Below are 20,671 nucleotides of genomic sequence, written 5' to 3'. Positions count from 1 at the left end.
CGCGCTCCTCCCGCGTTAGGATGGCATCCGAACGGAGCGTCCCATGCGTCCTCTCGTCCAGATCGTGGCCATGGCCGAGAACGGCGTCATCGGCCGCGACCAGAAGCTGCCCTGGCACCTGCCCTCGGACCTGAAGCGCTTTCGGGCGCTGACGACCGGCAAACCCATCCTCATGGGCCGCCACACTTATCTCTCCATCGGCCGGCCGCTGCCGGAGCGCATTTCGGTGGTGGTGAGCCGTGACCCGACCTTCGCGCCGCCGCCGGAGGTGCGGGTGGCCTCGACGCTCACGGCGGCACTCCTTTTGGCCGACGACGCGGCTGGACAGATGGGGGCGCATGAGATCGCGGTCATCGGCGGCCGGCAGATCTTTGCCGAGACGGAGCCGCTCTCATCTCTCGTGCATCTGACGCTGGTACATGCCGCGCCCGAAGGCGACGTGCGCCTCCCGCCCTATGATCCGGCCCGCTGGCGAGAAAGGGAGCGGCAGGGCCCGCTTCAGGGGCCACAGGACGAGTCCCCCTTCAGCTACGTGACGCTGGAGAAGCGCTAAGCCTCCCTCCCGCTCATTGCTCCGGGACGATGCCAGGCGGGCGGAAGAGGGTGCCGAAGCCGTAGGTCGGTGAAATCTGAAGTGGCGCGCCGGGCGCCTGCGCCGGTGCCGGCTCGGGATCGGGCTGCTCGGCGCGGGGCCGCACGCTGGGCGCGATGTTCACCGGCGGGGGCAGCGGCGGTGCGGCCTGCGCATCCGTCTGCACCGGGGGCGAGCGCGTTTCCGCGCGGGGCGCGGGCTGCGGCAGGGGAGCGGGAGCCGGCATCGGCGCGGGCGTGGCGTTGACCGCGGGCGCCACGGGCGCGGGGGCGGCCGGCGCAGCCTCTGCCGGGGGCTTCTGCGGGGCCGGTTCCGGGGCAGGTGCCTGAACCGGCGCGGAGATGGGGGCCGGTGTGGGAGCGGCGGGCGCGAGCGGTGCCGACTGGACCGGGGCCGGCGCCTGCGGCGGAGGCGCGCTCTGTGCGGGCGGCGGGGCGGCGGGCCGGGCGTTCTGGCGTTCCTCCAGCCGCTTCGTCTCGCGCTCGATGGCCCGCATGGCGATGACGCCGGTGAGGGCGGTGGCGGTGACCTTGCGCTCCGGCGCCGCAAGCGGCCCGCGCCAGGAGATGACGCCGCCGGGCATGGTGCCGGGCACGTCCGTGCCCTCCTGTTCCAGCGTCACGTCCAGCAGCATCTTGGTGAAATCGAGCGTCCCGCCCAGCGTGATGCTGGTGGCGTCCACCTTCGCGCGCGCCGGAGTGAGGCGGGCGACGCCATTGAGCAGGCCGAAGGTGCCTTCGAGGCTCGCGAGCTTCAGCGGCCCGCGCTGGAAGGCCCGGTCGAGCATGGCGGTGGTGCGCCGCTCCTCCGGCGGCGGCCCGGCAGCGGTGTCCGCCAGCACGCTGTCGAGGGCCTTGGGGTCGGCCCCCGGAATTTCCAGCTCCTGCACCGAGAGCGTGCCCTGCCCCGAAAGCCCCTGCACCAGCGTCAGCGGCGAGCGGCCGCTGCCCAGCGCGTCGAGCGTGAGGCTGACGCGGCCGCGCGGCGGCGTGCGGACGCCCAGCGGCGCGAGCAGCACGGCGCTGTCCACGCCGTCCACCGCCAGATGCCCGTCCGCCTGCACGAGATCGCCCCGCCGGCGCAGGGTGATGCCGCCGGAGAGGTGTCCGCCGCCCAGCGCGCCGGAAAGTTCGCGCAGGTCGAAGGCATTGGCGTCCGCCGTCACCTTCATGCGCCCTTCGGTGAGCCCATAGGGACCGCCGAGCTCGATACTCTTCGCGGTCAGCTCCAGTGCCAGCGTCGCCGGCAGCGGGGCGGCGGGAGCGAAGCGGGCGGCGGACCAGGGGCCGGTGCCCACGTCCGGCCCCGTGCTGCGGGCGCTCCACAGGCCCATGAGGCGGGGAAGGGACAGGGCCTCGGTTGCGAGCTTGCCGCTGACGCGCGGATTGCTGCCCGGCTCAAGGTCGAGGGCGCCGGAGACGGGGGCGCCGCCGAGTGTGCCCGTCAGGCGCTCCAGTCGCCACAGTCCCGGCGTTCGCGAGACGGCGAAGGCGAGCGTTCCGGGCACGGCGGCGTCGGGCGCCCCCGCATTCACCAGCAGGCGGGGAAGGTCGGGGCCGTTCAGCGTCACGTCGAGCGTGGGCTGGAGCGTACCTTCGGAGGAGAGGCGGGCGCTGCCCTTGGCGGAGAGCTGCGCCTCGCCGAGCGCGAGGCGTCCGTCCACATCCGCGCTTCCGCCGTCCCTGGGGGTGATGGCGAGGTCGAGCCGCCCCGGCCCCTGTCCGGGACGCAGCCCCGGCAGGCCGACGGCTTCGAGCGCGCGGGCACCATCGCTGGCAGCGAGGGCGAGATCCACACGGGCGGGCACATCCGGCCGGGCGCGGGCGAAGGCGGCGCGGCCTGTGATCTGGCCAAGCGCGCCGTCGGCGGTGATGGCGTTCGCGCCGTCCCGGGCCCAGTCGGCGGTGAGTGCGATCTGCACCGGCGCGGCGATGGGCGCGAGCCGTTGCAGCGTCTCGGCCGCCTCCGACCCCGCGACGAGCCGGGACAGGGGCACGAGCCCGTCCGCCTTGCTGCCTGCGATGCTGAGCGCCAGCCGGCCGGCTGGCGTGCCGCCATCCGTCTCCAGACGGCCCGTGCCCGAGAGGCTGAGGCCGACGAGATCCTCGACGGCGAGCTGACCGAGGCTCCACGCGCCGGCCTTGCCCTCCGCGCTGAGAGAAAGGCTGCGCAGCGGCAGGCCGGAGAAGGTGAGGTTACGGCCTTCCAGCGCCACATTGCCCGCCCTCGGAAGCGTGCCCGTGCCGATGCCACGCTTTGCCAGGGCAAGGAGGGGATCGAGGTCGGCGCCATCGACGGCCAAGGTCAGATCGAGGCGCGGCGCAGCGGCGGCGAGGTCGAGGGCGGCATTGCCGCGCAGGCGCGCCGGGCCGAAAGCAGCCTCCACATTGCTGAGGCTGTAGCGCGTGTCCGCGAGCGTGATGCGCCCGGCAATCTTCACCGGTCCCTTCACGGCGCCGGCGAGATCCGCGCTGGCGCGTGGCGCCGCCCAGCGCAGGAAGCCGGCGGGGTCATCCGAGGTGAACAAGAGGTCGCTGCCGAAGTCGGCCGCGGTGCCGCGCCGTGCCGGAATGCCCGAGAGACGGAGGGCGCTCTGGCCCGGCAGCTTGGCCTCCGCCGCGTCCACCCGCCAGCCGTCGGGCAGGCCGGTGAAATCGGCGCGGGCGTCGCGGATGACCGTGCCGCTCACCGTCAGCTGGTCCACCGAAATGCCGATCCGCGAGGTCACGTCCGGGGCCGGCAGGTTGGCGAGCAGGCCGACGAGGGCGCCCGCGGCATCGGCCGGCGTCGGGGCAGCCGCGCCCGCGGCTTGCGGACGCAGGGCATCGAGATCCAGGTTACGCGCGTTCAGCACCGCATCGAGGCCGATGGCCCGGCCGAGGGAGAAACGGGCCGAGCCGGTGAGCTGCGCGGGCCGCGTGTCCTCGGCCATGGTGAGTTCGAGCGTGTCGGCGACGATGGCCTCTGGCGAGGCCCGCACGGCGGCGGCAAGGCGCCAGGCTTCGGCGGCTCCCGCTTCGCCCTTGCGGCTCAGCGTGCCCTTGCCCTCGAAGCGCGGGACATCCCCCACAAGCCGCAGGGTGCCGTCGAGATCGAGGGCGAAGGGCTGGGTGCGGCCTTCCGCGATCAGGCGCAGCTTGCCGCCTTCCTCGCCGAACTTGGCGAGGTTCGCGCGCAGCTGGTAGCGCTCGCTGCCGGCCTTGAGGTCGCCGTCCAGCCGGAAGGGACCGGAGACGGAACGGGCCTCGCCCTTGAGGTTCAGGTCCGTGAGCTGGACGGTGCGGTCGGCGCCCCGGTCCACGAGGGCGAGCGTGCCCTGCTCGATGATGAACTGGCCGATGCTGGCCCCCGCCGCCACGCCGCCGGCCGGCGCCGCAAGGCGACCTTTGGGGTCGAGGACGAGGCTGAAGAGGGGCCGGACGAGTGTGACGTTCGGCGCCTCCACCTCGCCGCGCAGCAGGGCGCCGAGGGAGAGGTCGGCCTTGAGCGTGCGCATGCTGGCGCTGCTCGTGCGGTCCTCCCCGCCCACCACCACGTCGTGCAGAACGAGATGCGGCGCGGGCAGGATGTCCGCCTCGATGCCGCCCCGGATGGACACGGGCAGGCCGATGACGCGGCTCGCCTGCGCCTCGAAGGTGGCGCGGAACATCGTCCAGTCCACCACGAAGGGCGCCGCAAAGGCCGCGCTGATCACCAGGATCACCGCCGAGGCGAGGCCGATCAGGAGGGCTTGCACGCAGATGTCCTCATGCCGGATGCGGCATCCTTGACCCTAAGAGAGAACGCCGGCCCTTTTGGGGCCGGCCGACATTCCGGCAGTCCCGTCTCAGAGCGAGACGATCTTGCCCGGGTTCATGATGTTGTGCGGGTCGAAGGCCCGCTTGAGCGTGCGCATGGCTTCGAGAGTCTCGGCGCCATGCTCGGCCAGAAGATACTTCTTCTTGCCCTCGCCCACGCCGTGCTCGCCGGTGCAGGTGCCTTCCATGGCGAGGGCCCGCTCCACGAGGCGCTTCATGAAGATTTCCGCCTTGGCCACGTCGGCGTGGTCGGTCACGTCCACCATCAGCGTGGTGTGGAAGTTTCCATCGCCCACGTGGCCGACGATGGGGGCGACGAGCCCCATCTCCACGATGTCGGCCTTCGTCGCTTCCACGCATTCGGCAAGGCGCGAGATGGGCACGCAGACGTCGGTCGCCACCGCCTTGGCGCCGGGGCGCATCGGCAGCACAGACCAATAGGCATCGTGCCGTGCCTGCCAGAGCTTGGAGCGGTCCTCCGCCTTGCCGGCGAAGGTGAAGGGGCCGCCGCCATTCTCGGAAGCCAGCTCCCCGAAGCGTTCCGCCTGTTCGGCGGCGCCTGCTTCCGTGCCGTGGAATTCGAGGAACAGGTGGGGCGTCTCGGGCAGGCTCAGCTTGGCATAGGCGTTGGAGGCGCGGACCTGCACCTCGTCCAGCAGCTCGATGCGGGCAACCGGAATGCCGCACTGGATGGTCTGGATCACCGTGTTGCAGGCATCCGTGATGGTCGGGAAGGAGCACACGCCGGCCACGATGCTCTCGGGAATGCCGTAAAGCTTCAGCGTGATCTCGACGATGATGCCCAGCGTGCCTTCCGCGCCGATGAACAGGCGGGTGAGGTCATAGCCGGCCGAGGACTTGCGGGCGCGGCGCGACGTGGTGATGAGTTCGCCATTCGGCATCACCACCTTCAGGGCCAGCACGTTGTCCTTCATGGTGCCGTAGCGCACCGCATTGGTGCCCGATGCGCGGGTGGAGGCCATGCCGCCCAGCGAGGCATCGGCGCCGGGATCGATGGGGAAGAACAGCCCCTGGTCGCGCAGTTCCTCGTTCAGGCGCTTGCGGGTGACGCCGGGCTCGATGACGCAGTCGAGATCGTCGGTATTGATCTTGAGGATGCGGTTCATGCCGGAGAGGTCGATGCACACGCCGCCATAGGGCGCGTTCACATGGCCTTCCAGCGAGGTTCCGGCGCCCCAGGCGATCACGGGCACCCGATGGGCGGCGCAGATGCGCACGGTGGCCTGCACATCCTCGATGCAATCGGCAAAAACCACCGCATCTGCCGGCTCGTTGGGCAGGAAGGTTGTGACATTGGCGTGCTGCTCGCGGGCCGGGCGCGACATCACGACTTTGTTACCGAGGCGGGCGGTGAGCTCGGCCAGCGCCTGACCAAGCGCGGCCTCATCGGCGAAGCTGTCCTTCGCGGCTGCACCAAGCATTTAGAATTCCTTAAGATCTGTGGCGGGGCGTTTCCGCGCCGGAGTGTATCGGGATGAACGCGGCCTGAAAACGATTCGTGGCCGGGCGCAGATTCGACGTGTTCGCTGCACCAGCTTTCCGCAGTGCGACCATTCTCACGCCATTTCGGTAGTGACCGTTGCCTTAGGTGGCGGCACACTGAGTGCCCGACGAGCAACCTCCCCGAACCCGGAGGCGTCTCCATGCTGAAAACACAGGATTTCGAGCCGGTTTTCTTCGCTCCCTTCGTTTCCTCCACCATGGAGGTGAAACGGGACTGGACCGACTACAACGGCCATCTGAACGTCGCCTATTACAGCCTGCTGTTCGATCGCGCCTTCGACGAGGTGCTCGACCTCTTGGGGCTCGGCCCCTCGCTGGCGCGGCTGCGCGGCTCCTCCTTCTTCACGGTGGAAACCCACACCCGCTATCTGCGCGAACTGGCCGTGGGTGCGCCGGTGCGCGTCACCGTGCGGCTGGTCGATTATGACGACAAGCGCTTGCACGTCTTCGAGACGCTCCACCACGGCACGGAAGGGTGGGTGTCGGCGACGCTGGAGCAGGTGGCGCTGCACGTAGATCTCGACAGCCGCCGCGCCGAGGCCATGCCCGACGATGTGGTGGAGCGCGCCGCCGCCATGCGGGCCGCTCACGCGGCCCTCGCCCGGCCGGACGGCATCGGTCGCGCCATCGGCATGCCCCAGCGCTGCTGAGCGGGTCTTTCGGGTAACGGGAACGGAGGACGGGATCCCCCGGGCACCTGCGCACGGCGCAGGTCACGTCGCCTGCATCATGCAACTCTGCATAGAGGCAAGGCATGTCTGCATCGTGTGCAGGACAGGCATGCTTACCTATCAGTTCTGCTGCGGCGCAACACGGCGTATTTTGCATTGCATCAGGAAGTGCAAAGCAGAAGGGCCTCCGTCATGAGCGCCGTGATCTACTCGACCCCCAAGTTCGCTCCGGCCGCCCAGGGCGCCGTGAATGCCGAGCCGAAGAAGGGTTTCTTCGCCCGCGTGCTCGACGCCATCATCGCCGCCCGCACCGAGCAGGCCGAGCGCGAAGTGCTGAAGTATGTGCAGCGTCCGGGTGGCCGTTACCCGCTTCAGTGAGCGGACGGGACAGCGGTCCCGCCCCTCCTGACCGAGCCGCGCGGCTCGTCGGTCTTCAGTAGATGTCCTCCCGCCGGGGCGCGGCCCCGGTGGCGGAAAGGATCAGGCTGGTCCAGCCGTCAATGTCGCGGCGCCGCACCAGCTTCAGGCCCTGCGCCCGATAGGCCGCCAGCGCCGCATTGGCATGGCTCGGCAGAAGGCCGGACAGCACCAGCCATCCCCCTGGCGCCAGCAGCGGACGCACGGGGCGCGCCAGCCGCTTCAGCGGCGGCAGCAGGATGTTCGCCAGAATGAGATCGTAGGGCGCGCCCGCCTTCACGCTCATGGCATCGACGCCCGCCGCCAGATGCAGCGTCACGAACGGCCCCGCGCCGTTGAAGCGGGCATTCTCCCGCGCCGTCTTCACCGCCACATCGTCGAGATCGCTCGCCACCACCGGACGCCGGAACTGCCGCGCCGCCGCGATGGCCAGTACGCCCGTGCCCGTGCCCACATCGAGGATGCGCCGCGGCGTGCCGAGCTTGGCCATGTCGGCAATGGCCGCAAGGCAGCCCTGCGTGGTCCCGTGGTGGCCTGTGCCGAAGGCGAGCGCCGCCTCGATCTCGATGCCGATGGCGTTCTGCGGCACGCGGGCGCGATCGTGGCTGCCGTGGACGATGAAGGAGCCGACGCGCACCGGGGCGAGCCCTTCGAGGCTGGAGGCGACCCAGTCCGTCTGCTCGATGGCGTGGAAGGAGACCTGCGCCGCCATTTCCTCGCCGGCGGCGATGGTGACGAGTTCGCGCAGCAGGTCGGCATCGAAGGCCTCGCCGGCATAAAGCTCGATGGCCCAGCTGCCGTCCGGCTGCTCGAAATTGGCCACCGCCACCTCGGCCGGATCGAAATGCTCGGCGAGGAAGTCCGCCACGCGCCGGGCTTCCCGCTCGGGCGCGCTGAGGCGCATCACATGGGTGGCGTCGTTGGGCGGCAAGCCTTCAAGCATCTCAACCTCGGAACCTAGAGCGTGTCCGGTTTCGATTGCTCCGCAAGCAAGACCGGATCTCTCGATCAAAGAACAGGAGAGGGAGCGGTGGGCCGCATGGACTCGCATCGGCACAACCAGGCTCCCTTGCGGCCGGCCCGGCCGCATCTGCCGTCCCAAGTGCCAGAGGCCGGGGCGGATATCCAGCCCCAATCCCGCAGGGCGGATCAGCGGGCGAAGGAGCCAACCACCCGGCTGCCCATGTTCTGGCGCGCCTCGGCGAGGCGGCTTTCTGCGGCGGAGAGAAGATCGGCCACGCTCGCTCCGTCCTGCGGCGTCGTGGCAACGCCGATGCTCACGGCGTGGATGTCCTCGTTGCCGGACTGGAGCATGGCCTCCGTATCCCGCCGCAGCAGCGCCGCCACCTGCATGGCCGCATGGTGTGGCGCGCCGGGGGCGAGAATGGCGAAGGCGTCGTCGCGATAGCGCACCACATAATCACCGGAGCGGGTTGCCTCGCCGATGGTGGCGCTCGCCTGCCGGATCATCTCCGCCCATTTCGAGGAGGTTTCCTCCCGGTCGGGCGTGTCGATATGCACCAGCAGCAGGCTCATGGGCCGCCCGGTGAGGCCGGTGACGGACAGCAGGTGGCCGCAGATGGACGCGAACTGCGAGGCGTGGAAGGTGCCCGTGAGGGGATCGTAGCGGCGCGGCTCCCGCTGCGGCTGCTCGGGCTGGCGCAACTGGCGCAGGATCTCGCCAGCGGTCCGGGCCGGGACGGCCTCCACCGGCTCGATGCGGGTGAGATACCAGGTGAGCGCGCTGCCATAGAGGAGCGCTGCGACCATGCGTCCCGCCCAGGTGCCAAGCCCGGCGGCATCGGGAATGCCGAAGGCGAAGTGCAGGGCGCTGAAATAGAGCAACTGGTCGAAGGTGAGGGCCAGCGCCAGCGGCACGGTGAGGGCGAGCCAGAGCGGCAGGCGCCATCTCTCGCGCATCGTGGCGTGGAGCACGAACATGCCCAGGCACTCCAGCACGAGCAGCGCGCTGCCCCACACCATAAGCGCCAGCATCTTGGCGAAATGCATCACGTCGAGCGTCTGCGGCACCGGCTGGCGCACATAGCCCACCGCCAGCAGCGCCACGAGGACGAAGATCAGCAGATTGCCGAACAGCATGCCGTACAGCGGCTGGCGCGCCAGCGGCCCGCCCTCGCGCACGAAGACCAGCAGCAGCAGGGCGAGCTTGCCGGAGAACAGCGCCGCGGCGCCCGGCGTCAGGGCGAGGCCGAAGGGCAGCTTCAGATAGAGGCCGATGGCGAACTGGGTCTCAAGGAATTGGGTGGCCGCCAGAGCACAGAAGAAGGTCGCGAGACCGATCACCCGACGGGCGCTGAACAGCGCCAGCATGGCGCTGAAATAGAGCACCATCTCTGCGGCGATCAGGGAAAGGCTGCCAATATACATCGATTGAAAATCAGCGTTGTCCGCGGATCGCCGGAAGAGCGGCCATGCTAGCGCAAAGCTTGTCCTTTCCGACAGGGCGGGGTCTGATTTTTCATGCCGACCTTGCGCGAGCCTGAGCTAACTCAGAGACATCCGTTGTTGACGATGGGGCGTGGCATACGGATTCCGCAGCGGAATAGGCGTCGCAGACCGCTCTCCACCATCGCCGGCCGCACCCACTGTCACACCTTCTCGACGAAGCTTTCCAGCACCCGCTTCTCGCCGGCCTTCTCGAACAGCACGGTCAGCTTGTTGCCGTCGATGGCGGTGATCTCGCCATAGCCGAACTTGATGTGGAACACCCGCTCGCCGGCCGAGAAGGCCGACGGCGCGCCGGTGGAGGCGGCGATCAGCGTGCCCTCGATCACCGGCCCGCCGCGCCGCGATCCGCCATAGCCGCCACCAGAGCCTCCGAAGCCGCCCTTGGTGCCGCCGCTCTCGTTCCGGGCGTTCTGGGCGCGCTGCCAGCCGGGCGTCGCATAACTGGAGGCGAAGGGGGCCGGATTGTCGAAGCGGCTGGCGCCATAGCTGTTGCCGCCGCCATAGCCGCCCGTGGTGCCACCCCAGCCAAAGCCGCCCTTGCTCTCCTGCACATCCACATGGGTGTCCGGCAGTTCGTCGAGGAAGCGGCTGGGCACGGTGGAGTTCCACATGCCATGGATGCGCCGGTTGGAGGCGAAATAGACCCGCGCACTCGCCCGCGCCCGCGTGATGCCCACGTAGGCGAGACGGCGTTCTTCCTCGAGGCCCGCCTTGCCCTGCTCGTCCAGCGCCCGTTGGTGCGGGAACAGGCCCTCTTCCCAGCCGGGCAGGAAGACGGTGTCGAACTCCAGCCCCTTGGCGGAGTGGAGGGTCATGATCTGCACGGCGTCGTCGCCAGCGCCGCTGTCCACGTCCATCACCAGCGAGATGTGCTCAAGGAAGCCGGAGAGGTTCTCGAACCCTTCCATGGAGCGCACCAGCTCCTTGAGGTTTTCCAGCCGTCCGGCCGCTTCCGCCGAGCGGTCCTTCTGCCACATCTCGGTGTAGCCGCTCTCATCCAGCACCACCTCGGCCAGTTCGGTGTGCTTCATGTTCTCGGCCTGCTCGCGCCAGCGCTCGAAGGACTGGATGAAGCCGCGCAGCGTCGAGCGGAGCTTCGGCTTCAGCTCCTCGCTCTCGGTGAGGAGGCGGGTCGCCTCCATCAGCGGCACGCCGGCGGCGCGGGCGACGTCGCGGATCTGCTTGATGGCCGCGTCGCCCACGCCGCGCTTCGGCACGTTCACGATGCGCTCGAAGGCGAGATCGTCAGCCGGCGAAATAACGCAGCGCAGATAGGCCAGAGCATCGCGGATTTCCGCCCGCTCATAGAAGCGCGGACCGCCGATGACGCGGTAGTTGAGGCCCAGCGTGACGAAGCGGTCCTCGAACTCGCGCATCTGGAAGGAGGCGCGCACGAGGATGGCGATCTGCGACAGCGCATGGCCCGCGCGCTGGAGCGCCTCGATCTCGTCCCCGATGGCGCGGGCTTCTTCGCCGCTGTCCCAGGCGCCGGTGACGGTGACCTTCTCGCCCTTCTCCCCTTCGGAAAACAGCGTCTTGCCGAGCCGCCCCTCGTTGAAGGCAATGAGATGGGAAGCGGCGGCTAGGATATGGCCCGTGGAGCGGTAGTTACGCTCCAGCCGGATCACCTTGGCGCCGGGAAAGTCGCTCTCGAAGCGCAGGATGTTGTCCACCTCGGCACCGCGCCAGCCATAGATGGACTGGTCGTCGTCGCCCACGCAGCAGACATTGCGCGAGCCCTGCGCCAGAAGCCGCAGCCAGAGATACTGGGCGACGTTGGTGTCCTGATACTCGTCCACCAGAATGTATTTGAACTTGCGGTGGTATTCCGCGAGCACATCGGGGTTCTCGCGGAACAGGCGGATGCCCTCCAGCAAGAGGTCGCCGAAGTCCACGGCGTTGAGCGCCTTCAGCCGCGCCTGATAGGCGGCATAGAGCATCTGCCCGCGCCCGTTGGCGAAGGCAGCGCCTTCGCCGGCCGGCACCTGCTCGGGCGTGAGGCCGCGGTTCTTCCAGCCGTCGATGGCGGAGGCCAGCATCCGGGCGGGCCAGCGCTTCTCGTCGATCTCCTCCGCCGCGATGAGCTGCTTCAGCAGGCGGAGCTGGTCGTCCGTGTCGAGAATGGTGAAGCCGCTCTTGAGACCCACCAGCTCATGGTGCCGGCGCAGGATGCGCACGCCGATGGAGTGGAAGGTGCCGAGCCAGGGCATCCCCTCCACCGTGTCGCCCACCATGGCGTGGATGCGTTCCTTCATCTCCCGCGCGGCCTTGTTGGTGAAGGTCACGGCGAGGATCTGCGAGGGATAGGCGCGGCCCTGCGAGAGAATGTGGGCGATGCGGGTGGTGAGCACGCGGGTCTTGCCGGTGCCGGCGCCGGCCAGAACGAGCACGGGGCCGTCCAGCGTCTCCACCGCCTCGCGCTGCTCGGGATTGAGGCCGTCGAGATAGGAAGGGCGGGTGGGGGCGGCGGGAATGCCCATGGCGGCGCGCGCGCGTTCGGCGATGCCGCCGGGCTTCAGGGCCGGACGGCCGACGTCTTCGCGGGGTGCCAGATCGCGGGGCTCAGGGCCGCCGCGCTTCTCAGGGGAAATGGACAATCGCCGTCTCGTTCTCGCACACACGATTCTCGTGTGAGAACAAAATGGCACCGCAGGGGCCGGATTGCGAGGGGCAAGCCATGTTCTTGTGGAAACGGCGCCCTGCGGCGCCGTTTCGCATCCGGATCAGATCACCAGTCGGCGCGGCAGACGCGCTGCGCCCAATAAGGGCTCCACCAGCACTTCAGGAAGCCGTGCACTTCCTTCATGGGCCGGAAGACGGTGGGCTGGGTGGTGAGGCTCACGAGCTGCCCGTTGGGGGGCACGGTGCCGTCCAGAACCACCGTGTTGAAGCTCAGCGTCGAGCCCGAGAGGCTGGCGGCGCCCAGTTCCACGATGGCCTGGGTGGGCACCGGACCGAGCGTGGTCAGGGCCACGTTCGGCGGATCGTTCTTCATCATCGCCACCGTGGCGTTCCACATCTTCACGAACTGCTCGGTGGTCATGGTGCCGCCGATCCGCTCCGGCCGGTCGATGGCGAAGGCGGCGGTGGGGGCGACGCCCTGCAGGGTCAGCACCTTGCCGTCGAACGAAAGCGAGGCAGCCTGCTGGGTGAGCATCATCTCGATCGGACGGGCGACCCGGATTTCCGGCGCGGTCTCCTGGGCCGGAGCCGCAGGGGCTGCGGCGGCCGGCGCGCTGGCCGGCGGCGTCGTCTGGCCCGCGGGCGCGGACTGGGCGAGCGCGGCGGCACTGGAGACGGCCAGGAGAAGGCCTGCCAGGGATGCGGAAAGTTTCATGGGACCGGTCTTCCTTGCGTGAGCCCTTGGCCGGCGCCGGGGCGCCGGACCTATAGCGGATTTGGCGGTCAAACCAAGCCGGTACCGTTGGGGTACGCGGCACGGCGCGCGGGAACGCGCCGGGAACTTAAAACGCCGAGCCGAAGGTGCGCGGCGGCGGGCTGACGATGCTCACCTGCCCGCCGCGGATCTCCATCACTGCGAGGGCGCGTTCGTTGCTGCCGTCGGCGCGGAAGCGGAAGGCGCCGTCCACGCCGGCAAAGCCCGAGGGGTTGGTGAGGGTGGTGGTGTTGAGCCCGTCCGGCCCCTGCGTGCGCACGATGGCGGAAACCAGCGATACCGCGTCATAGGCGAGCGTCGCCGTGCGCACCGGGTCCGAGCCGTAGCGTGCGCGGTAGCGCTGCGAGAAGTTGCGCCAGCCGGCGGCGTCGGGGGCGGCGAACTGCGCGCCCTCCATCTGCGGCAGGCTGAACAGGCGGGGCTCGTCCCACAGGCCCGTGCCCAGCAGGCGGATGCGCTTCAGGTCAACGCCGGCGGACGCGAGCTGCTGCACCACGCCGGCGACGCTGTCGGCGCTGTCGGGGATGAAGATGGCGTCGGTCTGGCTCTGCACGTCGGCCACGCGCTTCACCGCGTCGGCGAGGCGCGCCGGCGTGTAGCGTTCCAGCGCCATCACCCGGCCGCCCACGTCGCCCACGGTCTGCTGGAAGGCGCCCTGCACCACGGTGCCATAGGCGTTTTCGGGAATGAGGGCAGAGAAGGAGCGTTTACCCTGCCCCGCCGTGTAGCGGATGATGCGGTCCACGTCCGTCTGCGGCAGGAAGCTCAGCAGGAAGACGCCGTTGCCGGCGACGTTGGTGTCCGTCGAGAAGGCGATGATGGGGATGCCGCGCGGCCGGGCCGCCTGCGCCGCCGCGCCCACCGAGGTCGCAAACAGCGGGCCGAGGATGATGCGGGCGCCTTCATTGATGGCCTGTTCGGCCGCATTGCGCGCGCCCTGGCTGGTGCCGCCGTCGTCCTTCACCACGAGCTGGATCGGGGCTTGGCCGAGCTCCGCCATGGCGAGTTCTGCGGCGTTCTTGAGCGCCTGTCCGGCGAGGGCCGCATTGCCCTGCGCGCCGAGCGGCAGGATCAGCGCCACGATAGGGCCGGAGGCGGGCAGGGGCTGGCCGGTGACGGGGCCGGTGGGCGCACCCTGTGGCGTCGGAGACAGCGGCACGTCGCCGCCGGCGCAGGCCGCGACGAGCGAAGCGGCGGAGACGGACCCCGCCAGCTTCAGGCCACCGGACAGAAGGGCACGACGGGTGAGGCCGGAGGGCTGCTGCGCCATGGCGGGCAGACGGCTCGGGGGCAGAACGCGATCGGTCACCAGTCTCTCCCCGGAGCCCCGGCGGCTCCGTTTCTTGTCGAACACCACAGCCCTGCCGGACCGGAAAGGGGTGCGCCACCGGCGGGGACGCATTCGCTTTTTCTTGTGTCACCGGCCGGGCGGCCGGCGCAATGGCCGGCGGTTTCCGCTGGCCGCGACGCGCCTCACGTTACCGGCATCCTCCGCGCCTGTCATGCCGCCCCGCCGATTCGCCGTGCGCTTGTCACAGGCATGAAAGGGATTGAGGGAGCTGTTCTCTGGACGCATGCTGGCACGCCTCGCGAACCGGGAGCATCCATGCAGCTGAATGTGGAGCGCGAGGTGCCGGACCTCTATGTGGACGGCGTTCCGGATCTGGCGGTGATGGACGCCGCATTCTGCCGGGCCTTCGCAGTTGCTCCGCCCGGCCTGTTCGATGGCGCCGATGGTGGTCGCGACTGGCTCCTGGCCATGGAGCGGCAGGCGGTGGGCCTGTGCCACCGGCTCGACCGCTCCGCGTTCGCGACCAAGCTCGACCTCTTCCTGCCGACGCCCCTCGATATCCTCACGCAGTTGCGCACCTTCGCCGCGCTTCTCGATTGCCAACTGGCCCTCGATCTCGGTCGCGACACGGCGGACGATCTGGCGCTGCTTATCCCGCCCGATGGCCGCCTGGTGATGGGACTGCTGGAGGTGGTCGGTCCCGGCCGCGCGGAAGACGCTCCGGAGGTCGCCTTCCGTTCCGCATCCGTTGGCGGCTGAGCGGGCGCGCTGTTCCGATGCCCGCGCCCGCACTATGATCGCGGCCATGACCCAGAGCCCCGCCCGGGCGTCGCACGACGCTGCCGAAGACATTACAGCCCCGCTTACCGGCGATCTGCCGGCCGACGACACCACCGATCTGCCGGACCTCGAGCCGGGGACGCCGGGCGAGAAGGCCTTCACCCTGTTCGGCCAGACCGTGCAGGCCCGGCGGCTGGACACGGGGCTGCATGTGGTGGCCACCCCCATCGGCAATCTCGGCGACATCACGGTGCGGGCCCTGGAGACGCTGGCAGGCGCGGGCCTCATCGCCTGCGAGGACACGCGCATGACGCGCCGCCTCCTCGACCGCTACGGCATCGCCACCCCGCTCGTCCCCTATCACGATCACAATGGCGCCTCGATGCGCCCGCGGCTGCTGGCAAAGCTCGCGGCGGGAGAGGCCGTGGCGCTCGTCTCCGATGCCGGAACGCCGCTGGTGTCGGATCCTGGCTACAAGCTGGTGGTGGAAGCGGCGGCTGCCGGCTTCCGCATCCATCCTTTGCCCGGCGCCTCGGCCATGCTCGCGGCGCTGGTGACGGCAGGCCTGCCGACGGACCGCTTCCTGTTCGACGGCTTCCTGCCGCAGAAGGGCGGCCAGCGGCGCAACCGCATTGCGGAGCTGAAGGCGCTGCCCTCCACCCTGGTCCTCTACGAGACGGGGCCGCGCCTCGCCGAAAGCCTCGCCGATCTCGCCGAGGGGCTGGGCGACCGGCCGGCCGCCGTGTGTCGCGAACTCACCAAGGCCTTCGAGGAGGTGCGGCGCGGCCCGCTCTCCCAACTCGCCGCCCATTATGCCGCCGCCGGCGCCCCCAAGGGCGAAATCGTCCTGGTGATTGGCCCGCCGCTTGAGGAGCCGGCCGCCGATGACGATGTGGATGCGGCGCTCACCCGTGCGCTTGCCGAGCATTCGCTGAAGGATGCGGTGGCCGCCGTCACGGCCGCCACGGGTCGGCCGAAGCGCGAGGTCTATGCCCGCGCGCTGGCGCTCACAAAGGGCGAGGACGGGCCGGGCTGACATGGGACGCCCGCCGCCGCCCGACACGCCGGCGCGCCGCCGCAAGCAGGCCGCCCATGCGCGCGGGCTGGCCGCGGAGGATCGGGCCGCGGCTGTGCTGGAGGCGCAGGGCTTCCGCATTCTCGCCCGGCGGCTGCGCACCAGCGCGGGGGAGCTCGATCTCGTGGCGCGGCGGGACGACCTTCTCGTCTTCTGCGAGGTGAAGCTGCGGCGCAGTCTCGCGGAGGCGGCCGAGAGCCTCCAACTGCGCCAGCGCCGCCGCATCATCGCGGCTGCCGAACTCTTCCTGGCCGATCATCCCGAACTCGCACCCCTCGCGATGCGCTTCGACGCCATCCTGCTCGGGCGCGACGGCGGGGCCGAGCATCTGGAGGGCGCGTTCGAGCTCGAGGGGTGAAGGGGTTGGGGATGGTCGCCCGGCGGCCCAAGGGCTTTCTTGACACCGCCCGAGCGGCACCCCTATATGCGCTCCTCGCGAGGCGAGGGCCGCTTTGAGGCCGCGCCTGTGGCAGCGTAGCTCAGTTGGTGAGAGCGCCGGATTCATAACCCGGAGGTCGGCGGTTCAAGTCCGCCCGCTGCTACCACGCTTCCCTGATCCCGACATTTGCTCCGATCCGCAAACGCGCGTGAAGCGCGTCGTCCGCGCCGGACGTCTATCCACGCACCGACGCATCCTGCCGACGGAAGTCGCTCTGGCGGCGTGTTGTGGGTCCGCGACGACGTCCGTTCCAGACGAGGGTGAGGCCGGCGGACAGCGCGATGGTTGCGAGTGCGGACAGAAGAATGAGCGCACAGCGCATTTCCGCGGCGAGGGCGGAATAGTCCGGCACGAGCCCCGCGACCACGCGGGCCACCACAAGGCCGAGGGCGCTCCAGATCAAGGCAAGGAAAATCCATTCTCGCGCCGGGTGCCGGCGAGACGAAAATCTGCTCATTCAGAATTTCCACAGTTCAGCCGGTGCAACTGGCGCCGACGATCAATGAGACAACCTGAGGTTTCAGCGTCTGGGCATGATCAATGGACGTTGATGAATATAGGTTAATGGTTTTGCCTGTGCAATTGCCTGCGTGCGCTTTGTAGGCATCCCAAGCTGCGGCATGGAGGCGTCAGCCGCCCGTCCGGCTCAGGTGATGCAGCACGATGCCGCTGGTGGTGGCGACGTTCAGGCTGTCGAAGCCGGCCGCCATGGGAATGGAGATGGTCCGCGTCGCAGCCAGAACCTCCGGCGGCAGGCCGGGCCCTTCGGTCCCGAAGAGAGCGGCCTGTCGCCCGCCCGGTACGATGTCCGAAAGCCGCTCGCGGCCCGAGGGGCTGAGGGCGACGAGATCGAAGCCCGCCGCCGTGATGGCCTCCATCATCTCCGCTGTGGTGCCCGCCCGTGCCGTGGGCACGATGAGGGAGGCCCCCACCGAGACCCGGATCGCCTTGCGATAGAGCGGATCACAGCAGGCGGCATCGAGCAGCACCGCGTCCGCACCGAAGGCGGCGGCATTGCGGAAGATGCCGCCCATATTGTCGTGATTCGTGATGCCCTGGAGCGCCACCACCAGCGCCCGCTCCGGCAGGCTGGCCAGGAGTTCCGGCGCCGGCACCTGCGGCCGGGCGCGTCCCACGGCGAGAATCCCGCGATGGATGTGGAAGCCGACGATGGCGTCCATCACCGCCTGTCCCGCCACATGCACCGGAACGTTGCGGGGCAGCAGGTCAAGGGCATCCGCAATGCGCGGCAGGCTGGCCTGCGAGACGAGGACCGAATGCAGGTCGCGTCCACCATGGGCGGTCAGCAGTCGCAGCACCACTTCGCCCTCGGCCATGAAGAGGCCGCGCCGGCCGACGAGATCGCGCTCGCGCACGTCGCGGTAATCGGCAATGCGCGGATCGTCGGGATCGGACACGGGAATGAGCCGCAGCGGCTCGTGCGCGGGTAGGCTCGCGGTGGCAAGAGACGTCATGCGCGCAGTTTAGAGCCCGAATGCGGCCGGATGTCAGCGGCGGCGGGGGGGCGTCGTCGTCTCGCGCACCACCAGCCTGGGCATCAGCGCGACGCGCTCCACCGGACGGCCGGGTTCGGCGATGCGGGCGAGGGCGAGTTCCGCGGCGATGTGGCCATATTCCGGGATGCGGGTGAAGACGGTGGTGAGCGCCGGGTGCCACAGCGCCGCCTCCCCGATGTCGTCATAGCCCACCAGCGAGAAATCGCGGCCGGCGGTCAGCCCCGCCGATTGCAGGCCCATGAGCGCACCGAAGGCGTTGAGATCGTTGAAACACACCGCCGCCGTGGGCGGATCGGGCAGGGCCAGCAGCTTCAGCACGCCGGCGCGTCCGGTCTCCCGCAGGCCGGGCCCCTCGGCCACCAACGCGGGATCGAAGGGCAGGCCCGCGTCCTCGAGCCCCTGGCGATAGCCGGCGAGGCGGCGGCGGCCGGTGGAGGCGATGGGCAGGCTGCCGATCATGCCGATGCGGCGGTGGCCGAGGTCCACCAGATGGGCGACCGCCAGCGCCACGCCGGCCGTGTCGTCGGAGCCCGCGAAGTCGAAGCCCGAGCCCTCCACCTCGCGCGTCACCTGCACCACGGCGATGCCGCTGGCGGCCAGCGCCTTGAGGTCGTCCACCGTGGTGCCCGCGGCAGGCGAGACGATGAAGGCATCGGGCCGATATTCCGCCAATGTGCCGAGGGTGCGGGTCTGCCGCGTCACGTCCTCCTGGCTGACGCCGAGCAGGATGGTCTTGCCCGCCGCGCTGAGGGAATCCTCCAGTGCCGCGAGAAGTTCGGTGAAGGAGGGGTTGATGATGTCGTGCAGGCCGATGCCGACGATGTTGGTGCGGGCCGTGCGCAGGGAGGCGGCGCCGCGATTGGCCACGTAGCCGCGCGCGCGGGCGGCCTCCTGCACCTTGAGGCGGGTGGCTTCCGCCACCACCTGGCTGTCACGCAGGGCCAGCGAGACCGTGGCGGTGGACAGCCCGAGGGCCTGCGCCAGCTGCTGGAGCGTGATTCGGCCGCTCACCGCTCCGTCCATGCCGCGCCTCCCGCGATCCGCCCGACGGCAGTGCGCCGCATCGGGATTGCGGCACACTAAACGATTAAACCCTTGTCGCGGAAGCGGGCCGCTTCGCAGGCGCACAGGGGGGGCTGCGCTGCGGTGCGGCGCTATTCGACCTCGCTCTCCTGCGGCCCGCTCTCCAGCAGGCGGCGCAGGGTGAGGAGCGCTTCCCGTAGCACGGGGAGCGGCGGACGCGACAGGGCGATGCGGATCGCATTGGGCGGCTGCGTCGGCGGCACGGCAAAGGCCGAGGCCGGCGTCACCGCAATGCCCTGCCGCGTGGCGGCGGCGGCAAAGGTCTCGGCGCGCCAGATGTCGGGCAGTTCGAGCCAGGAATGGTAGGAGCGCGGGTCCGCCTTGAGCACGCCCTTCGGGAAGATGCTTCCTGCCAGCGCCTGCCGCTCGCGGGCATCGGCGCGCTTGCCCGTGACGAGGCGGGCCGCGAGCCCTTCGGCCATGACCTGCGTCCCCAGAAACTGGGTGAGGCCGTTGGCCGTCCAGGCGCCGGAGCGCACGCAGGTGACGAGGCGCCCGGACCAGGACGCCGGGCCGGCGATGAAGCCGAGCGTAAGGCCGGGTGCCACGCGCTTCGACAGACTGTCCACCAGCAGCACATGGTCCGGCGCCGCCGCGGCCAGTGGTTCTTCCTCGGACAGGAAGCCATAGACGGTGTCCTCGATGGCCATCAGGCCCTCGGCCCGCAGCAGCGTGGCGATCTCCCGGCGCCGCGCGGCGTCCATGGAGACGCCGAGCGGATTGTGCAGGCTGGACTGGAGATAGACACCCGCCAGCGGGGCTGTGCGGTGGGCCTTCAGCAGGGCGTCGGGGCGCAGGCCCTGTCCATCCATGGGCAGGGGAACGAGGGTGACACCGAGCCGCGCCGCCAGCCATTTCACCGCCGGATAGGTGAGGGCCTCGACGCCGATCCGTTCCCCCGGCGGGGCGAGGGCCGCAAGAGCCGCGGCGATGGCCTGGCGCCCGTTATTGGTGAATACGAGACCGTCCGCATCCGGTCGCCAGCCGGCGCGGCCAAGGAAGCCGGCGCTGAGCGCGCGCATGTCGGGCGTGCCGGCCGCACCCGTCGCGGCAAAGACGGAGGCAGGGAGCCCCGGCGAGGTGAGCCTGGCGATCATCGCGCTGATCTCCGCCTCCTGCCCCGGCAGGACCGGGAAATTGAGCTGGAGATCGAGCGGGCTCTTCACCGGCTCGCCGAGCGTGTCGTCGAGGGTCGACCGGCGGGCCCGCACATAACTGCCACGCCCCACTTCGCCGCTGATGAGGCCCCGCCGCGTCAGCTCGCCATAGACGCGGCTCGCGGTGGAGGCGGCGATGCCGTGCTGGTAGGCGAACTCGCGCTGTGGCGGCAGGCGGGTGCCGGCGGACAGGCGGCCAGCGGCAATATCGGCAGCAATGCTGTCGGCGAGCGCGCGATAGTCGCCACGGGCGGCGGTGTCGGACATAATTGCTCCGAGTGCAATGTATTGATTGCGCTGATATCACATCGGGACAATGAATGCGAGAGCCGCTGGCACAAAGCGGTTCGACCGGGAGCATTTCAGATGTCGCCGCAGCAGTCCCGTTCTTCCCTGGGCGCTTCCAAGGCCCAGCCTCGCCCTGCCTCTCGGATCAATGTGCAAATTGTACCGAGTGCAGCG

Annotated in this window: 17 protein-coding genes and 1 tRNA gene; 7 read left to right on the top strand and 11 right to left on the bottom strand. The window is 69.9% G+C overall.

Annotated features, from left to right (window positions below; all coding sequences use genetic code 11):
- Positions 1-43: 43 nt before the first annotated feature.
- Positions 44-553 carry a dihydrofolate reductase gene (locus DFO45_RS18630; RefSeq protein ID WP_133866046.1) on the top strand — a complete coding sequence of 170 codons (510 nt, stop codon included), beginning with the start codon at positions 44-46 and terminating at the stop codon, positions 551-553.
- Between the two features lie 13 nt (positions 554-566).
- Here the strand turns inward: DFO45_RS18630 and DFO45_RS18625 are convergent, their stop codons facing one another.
- Positions 567-4,328, bottom strand: coding sequence for an AsmA-like C-terminal region-containing protein (locus DFO45_RS18625; RefSeq protein WP_133866045.1), 3,762 nt, complete (start codon positions 4,326-4,328; stop codon positions 567-569).
- 90 nt (positions 4,329-4,418) lie between these two features.
- A complete protein-coding gene (locus DFO45_RS18620) occupies positions 4,419-5,831 on the bottom strand; it encodes an FAD-linked oxidase C-terminal domain-containing protein (protein WP_133866044.1) in 1,413 nt (470 codons plus the stop codon).
- A 222-nt stretch (positions 5,832-6,053) separates the two neighbouring features.
- On the opposite strand from DFO45_RS18620, the gene DFO45_RS18615 reads away from it, so the two are divergent.
- Both DFO45_RS18615 and DFO45_RS18610 read left to right on the top strand, forming a co-directional pair.
- Positions 6,054-6,563: a thioesterase family protein gene (locus DFO45_RS18615; protein ID WP_133866043.1), complete on the top strand. Its 510-nt coding sequence runs from the start codon at positions 6,054-6,056 to the stop codon at positions 6,561-6,563.
- A gap of 213 nt (positions 6,564-6,776) precedes the next feature.
- Positions 6,777-6,962 (top strand): hypothetical protein, encoded by a 186-nt coding sequence (locus DFO45_RS18610; RefSeq protein WP_043879784.1) that lies wholly within the window; start codon positions 6,777-6,779, stop codon positions 6,960-6,962.
- A gap of 55 nt (positions 6,963-7,017) precedes the next feature.
- Here the strand turns inward: DFO45_RS18610 and DFO45_RS18605 are convergent, their stop codons facing one another.
- From DFO45_RS18605 to DFO45_RS18585, 5 genes are all read right to left on the bottom strand, one after another.
- On the bottom strand, positions 7,018-7,944 hold the full coding sequence (locus tag DFO45_RS18605) for a 50S ribosomal protein L11 methyltransferase (protein WP_133866042.1): 927 nt from the start codon (positions 7,942-7,944) through the stop codon (positions 7,018-7,020).
- Between the two features lie 206 nt (positions 7,945-8,150).
- A complete protein-coding gene (locus tag DFO45_RS18600; RefSeq protein ID WP_133866041.1) occupies positions 8,151-9,389 on the bottom strand; it encodes a GGDEF domain-containing protein in 1,239 nt (412 codons plus the stop codon).
- Between the two features lie 221 nt (positions 9,390-9,610).
- Complete coding sequence (locus DFO45_RS18595; protein WP_245518193.1) at positions 9,611-12,022, bottom strand: UvrD-helicase domain-containing protein; 2,412 nt, start codon at positions 12,020-12,022, stop codon at positions 9,611-9,613.
- 176 nt (positions 12,023-12,198) lie between these two features.
- Positions 12,199-12,807: a hypothetical protein gene (locus tag DFO45_RS18590; protein WP_043879782.1), complete on the bottom strand. Its 609-nt coding sequence runs from the start codon at positions 12,805-12,807 to the stop codon at positions 12,199-12,201.
- A 127-nt stretch (positions 12,808-12,934) separates the two neighbouring features.
- Positions 12,935-14,176, bottom strand: a complete 1,242-nt coding sequence (locus tag DFO45_RS18585; protein ID WP_245518178.1) for a penicillin-binding protein activator — start codon at positions 14,174-14,176, stop codon at positions 12,935-12,937.
- Positions 14,177-14,473: 297 nt separating this feature from the next.
- Between DFO45_RS18585 and DFO45_RS18580 the strand changes: the two genes are divergently transcribed.
- The 4 genes from DFO45_RS18580 (at position 14,474) to DFO45_RS18565 (ending at position 16,558) form a co-directional block, all read left to right on the top strand.
- Positions 14,474-14,917: a hypothetical protein gene (locus DFO45_RS18580; protein ID WP_133866040.1), complete on the top strand. Its 444-nt coding sequence runs from the start codon at positions 14,474-14,476 to the stop codon at positions 14,915-14,917.
- A 46-nt stretch (positions 14,918-14,963) separates the two neighbouring features.
- Positions 14,964-15,974 carry a 16S rRNA (cytidine(1402)-2'-O)-methyltransferase gene (rsmI, locus tag DFO45_RS18575; RefSeq protein WP_081434166.1) on the top strand — a complete coding sequence of 337 codons (1,011 nt, stop codon included), beginning with the start codon at positions 14,964-14,966 and terminating at the stop codon, positions 15,972-15,974.
- Position 15,975: 1 nt separating this feature from the next.
- The gene (locus DFO45_RS18570; RefSeq protein WP_133866039.1) at positions 15,976-16,371 is read left to right on the top strand and encodes a YraN family protein; all 396 of its coding nucleotides are present in this window, start codon (positions 15,976-15,978) and stop codon (positions 16,369-16,371) included.
- 110 nt (positions 16,372-16,481) lie between these two features.
- Positions 16,482-16,558 (top strand) — tRNA-Met (locus DFO45_RS18565).
- A gap of 69 nt (positions 16,559-16,627) precedes the next feature.
- Here the strand turns inward: DFO45_RS18565 and DFO45_RS18560 are convergent.
- The 4 genes from DFO45_RS18560 to DFO45_RS18545 all read right to left on the bottom strand — a co-directional run bounded on the left by DFO45_RS18560 (position 16,628) and on the right by DFO45_RS18545 (position 20,476).
- Positions 16,628-16,855 carry a hypothetical protein gene (locus tag DFO45_RS18560; RefSeq protein ID WP_043879780.1) on the bottom strand — a complete coding sequence of 76 codons (228 nt, stop codon included), beginning with the start codon at positions 16,853-16,855 and terminating at the stop codon, positions 16,628-16,630.
- Between the two features lie 226 nt (positions 16,856-17,081).
- Positions 17,082-17,927: an RNA methyltransferase gene (locus tag DFO45_RS18555; RefSeq protein WP_133866038.1), complete on the bottom strand. Its 846-nt coding sequence runs from the start codon at positions 17,925-17,927 to the stop codon at positions 17,082-17,084.
- 33 nt (positions 17,928-17,960) lie between these two features.
- Positions 17,961-18,992, bottom strand: coding sequence for a LacI family DNA-binding transcriptional regulator (locus DFO45_RS18550; RefSeq protein ID WP_043879779.1), 1,032 nt, complete (start codon positions 18,990-18,992; stop codon positions 17,961-17,963).
- Positions 18,993-19,123: 131 nt separating this feature from the next.
- Complete coding sequence (locus tag DFO45_RS18545) at positions 19,124-20,476, bottom strand: PLP-dependent aminotransferase family protein (RefSeq protein ID WP_133866037.1); 1,353 nt, start codon at positions 20,474-20,476, stop codon at positions 19,124-19,126.
- Positions 20,477-20,671: the final 195 nt, after the last annotated feature.

The sequence above is a fragment of the Azorhizobium sp. AG788 genome, from assembly GCF_004364705.1.
Taxonomy (GTDB): Bacteria; Pseudomonadota; Alphaproteobacteria; order Rhizobiales; family Xanthobacteraceae; genus Azorhizobium; species Azorhizobium caulinodans.
Note: the sequence above shows the minus strand (reverse complement) of the source record. Positions and strands in the feature narration are given on the sequence as shown.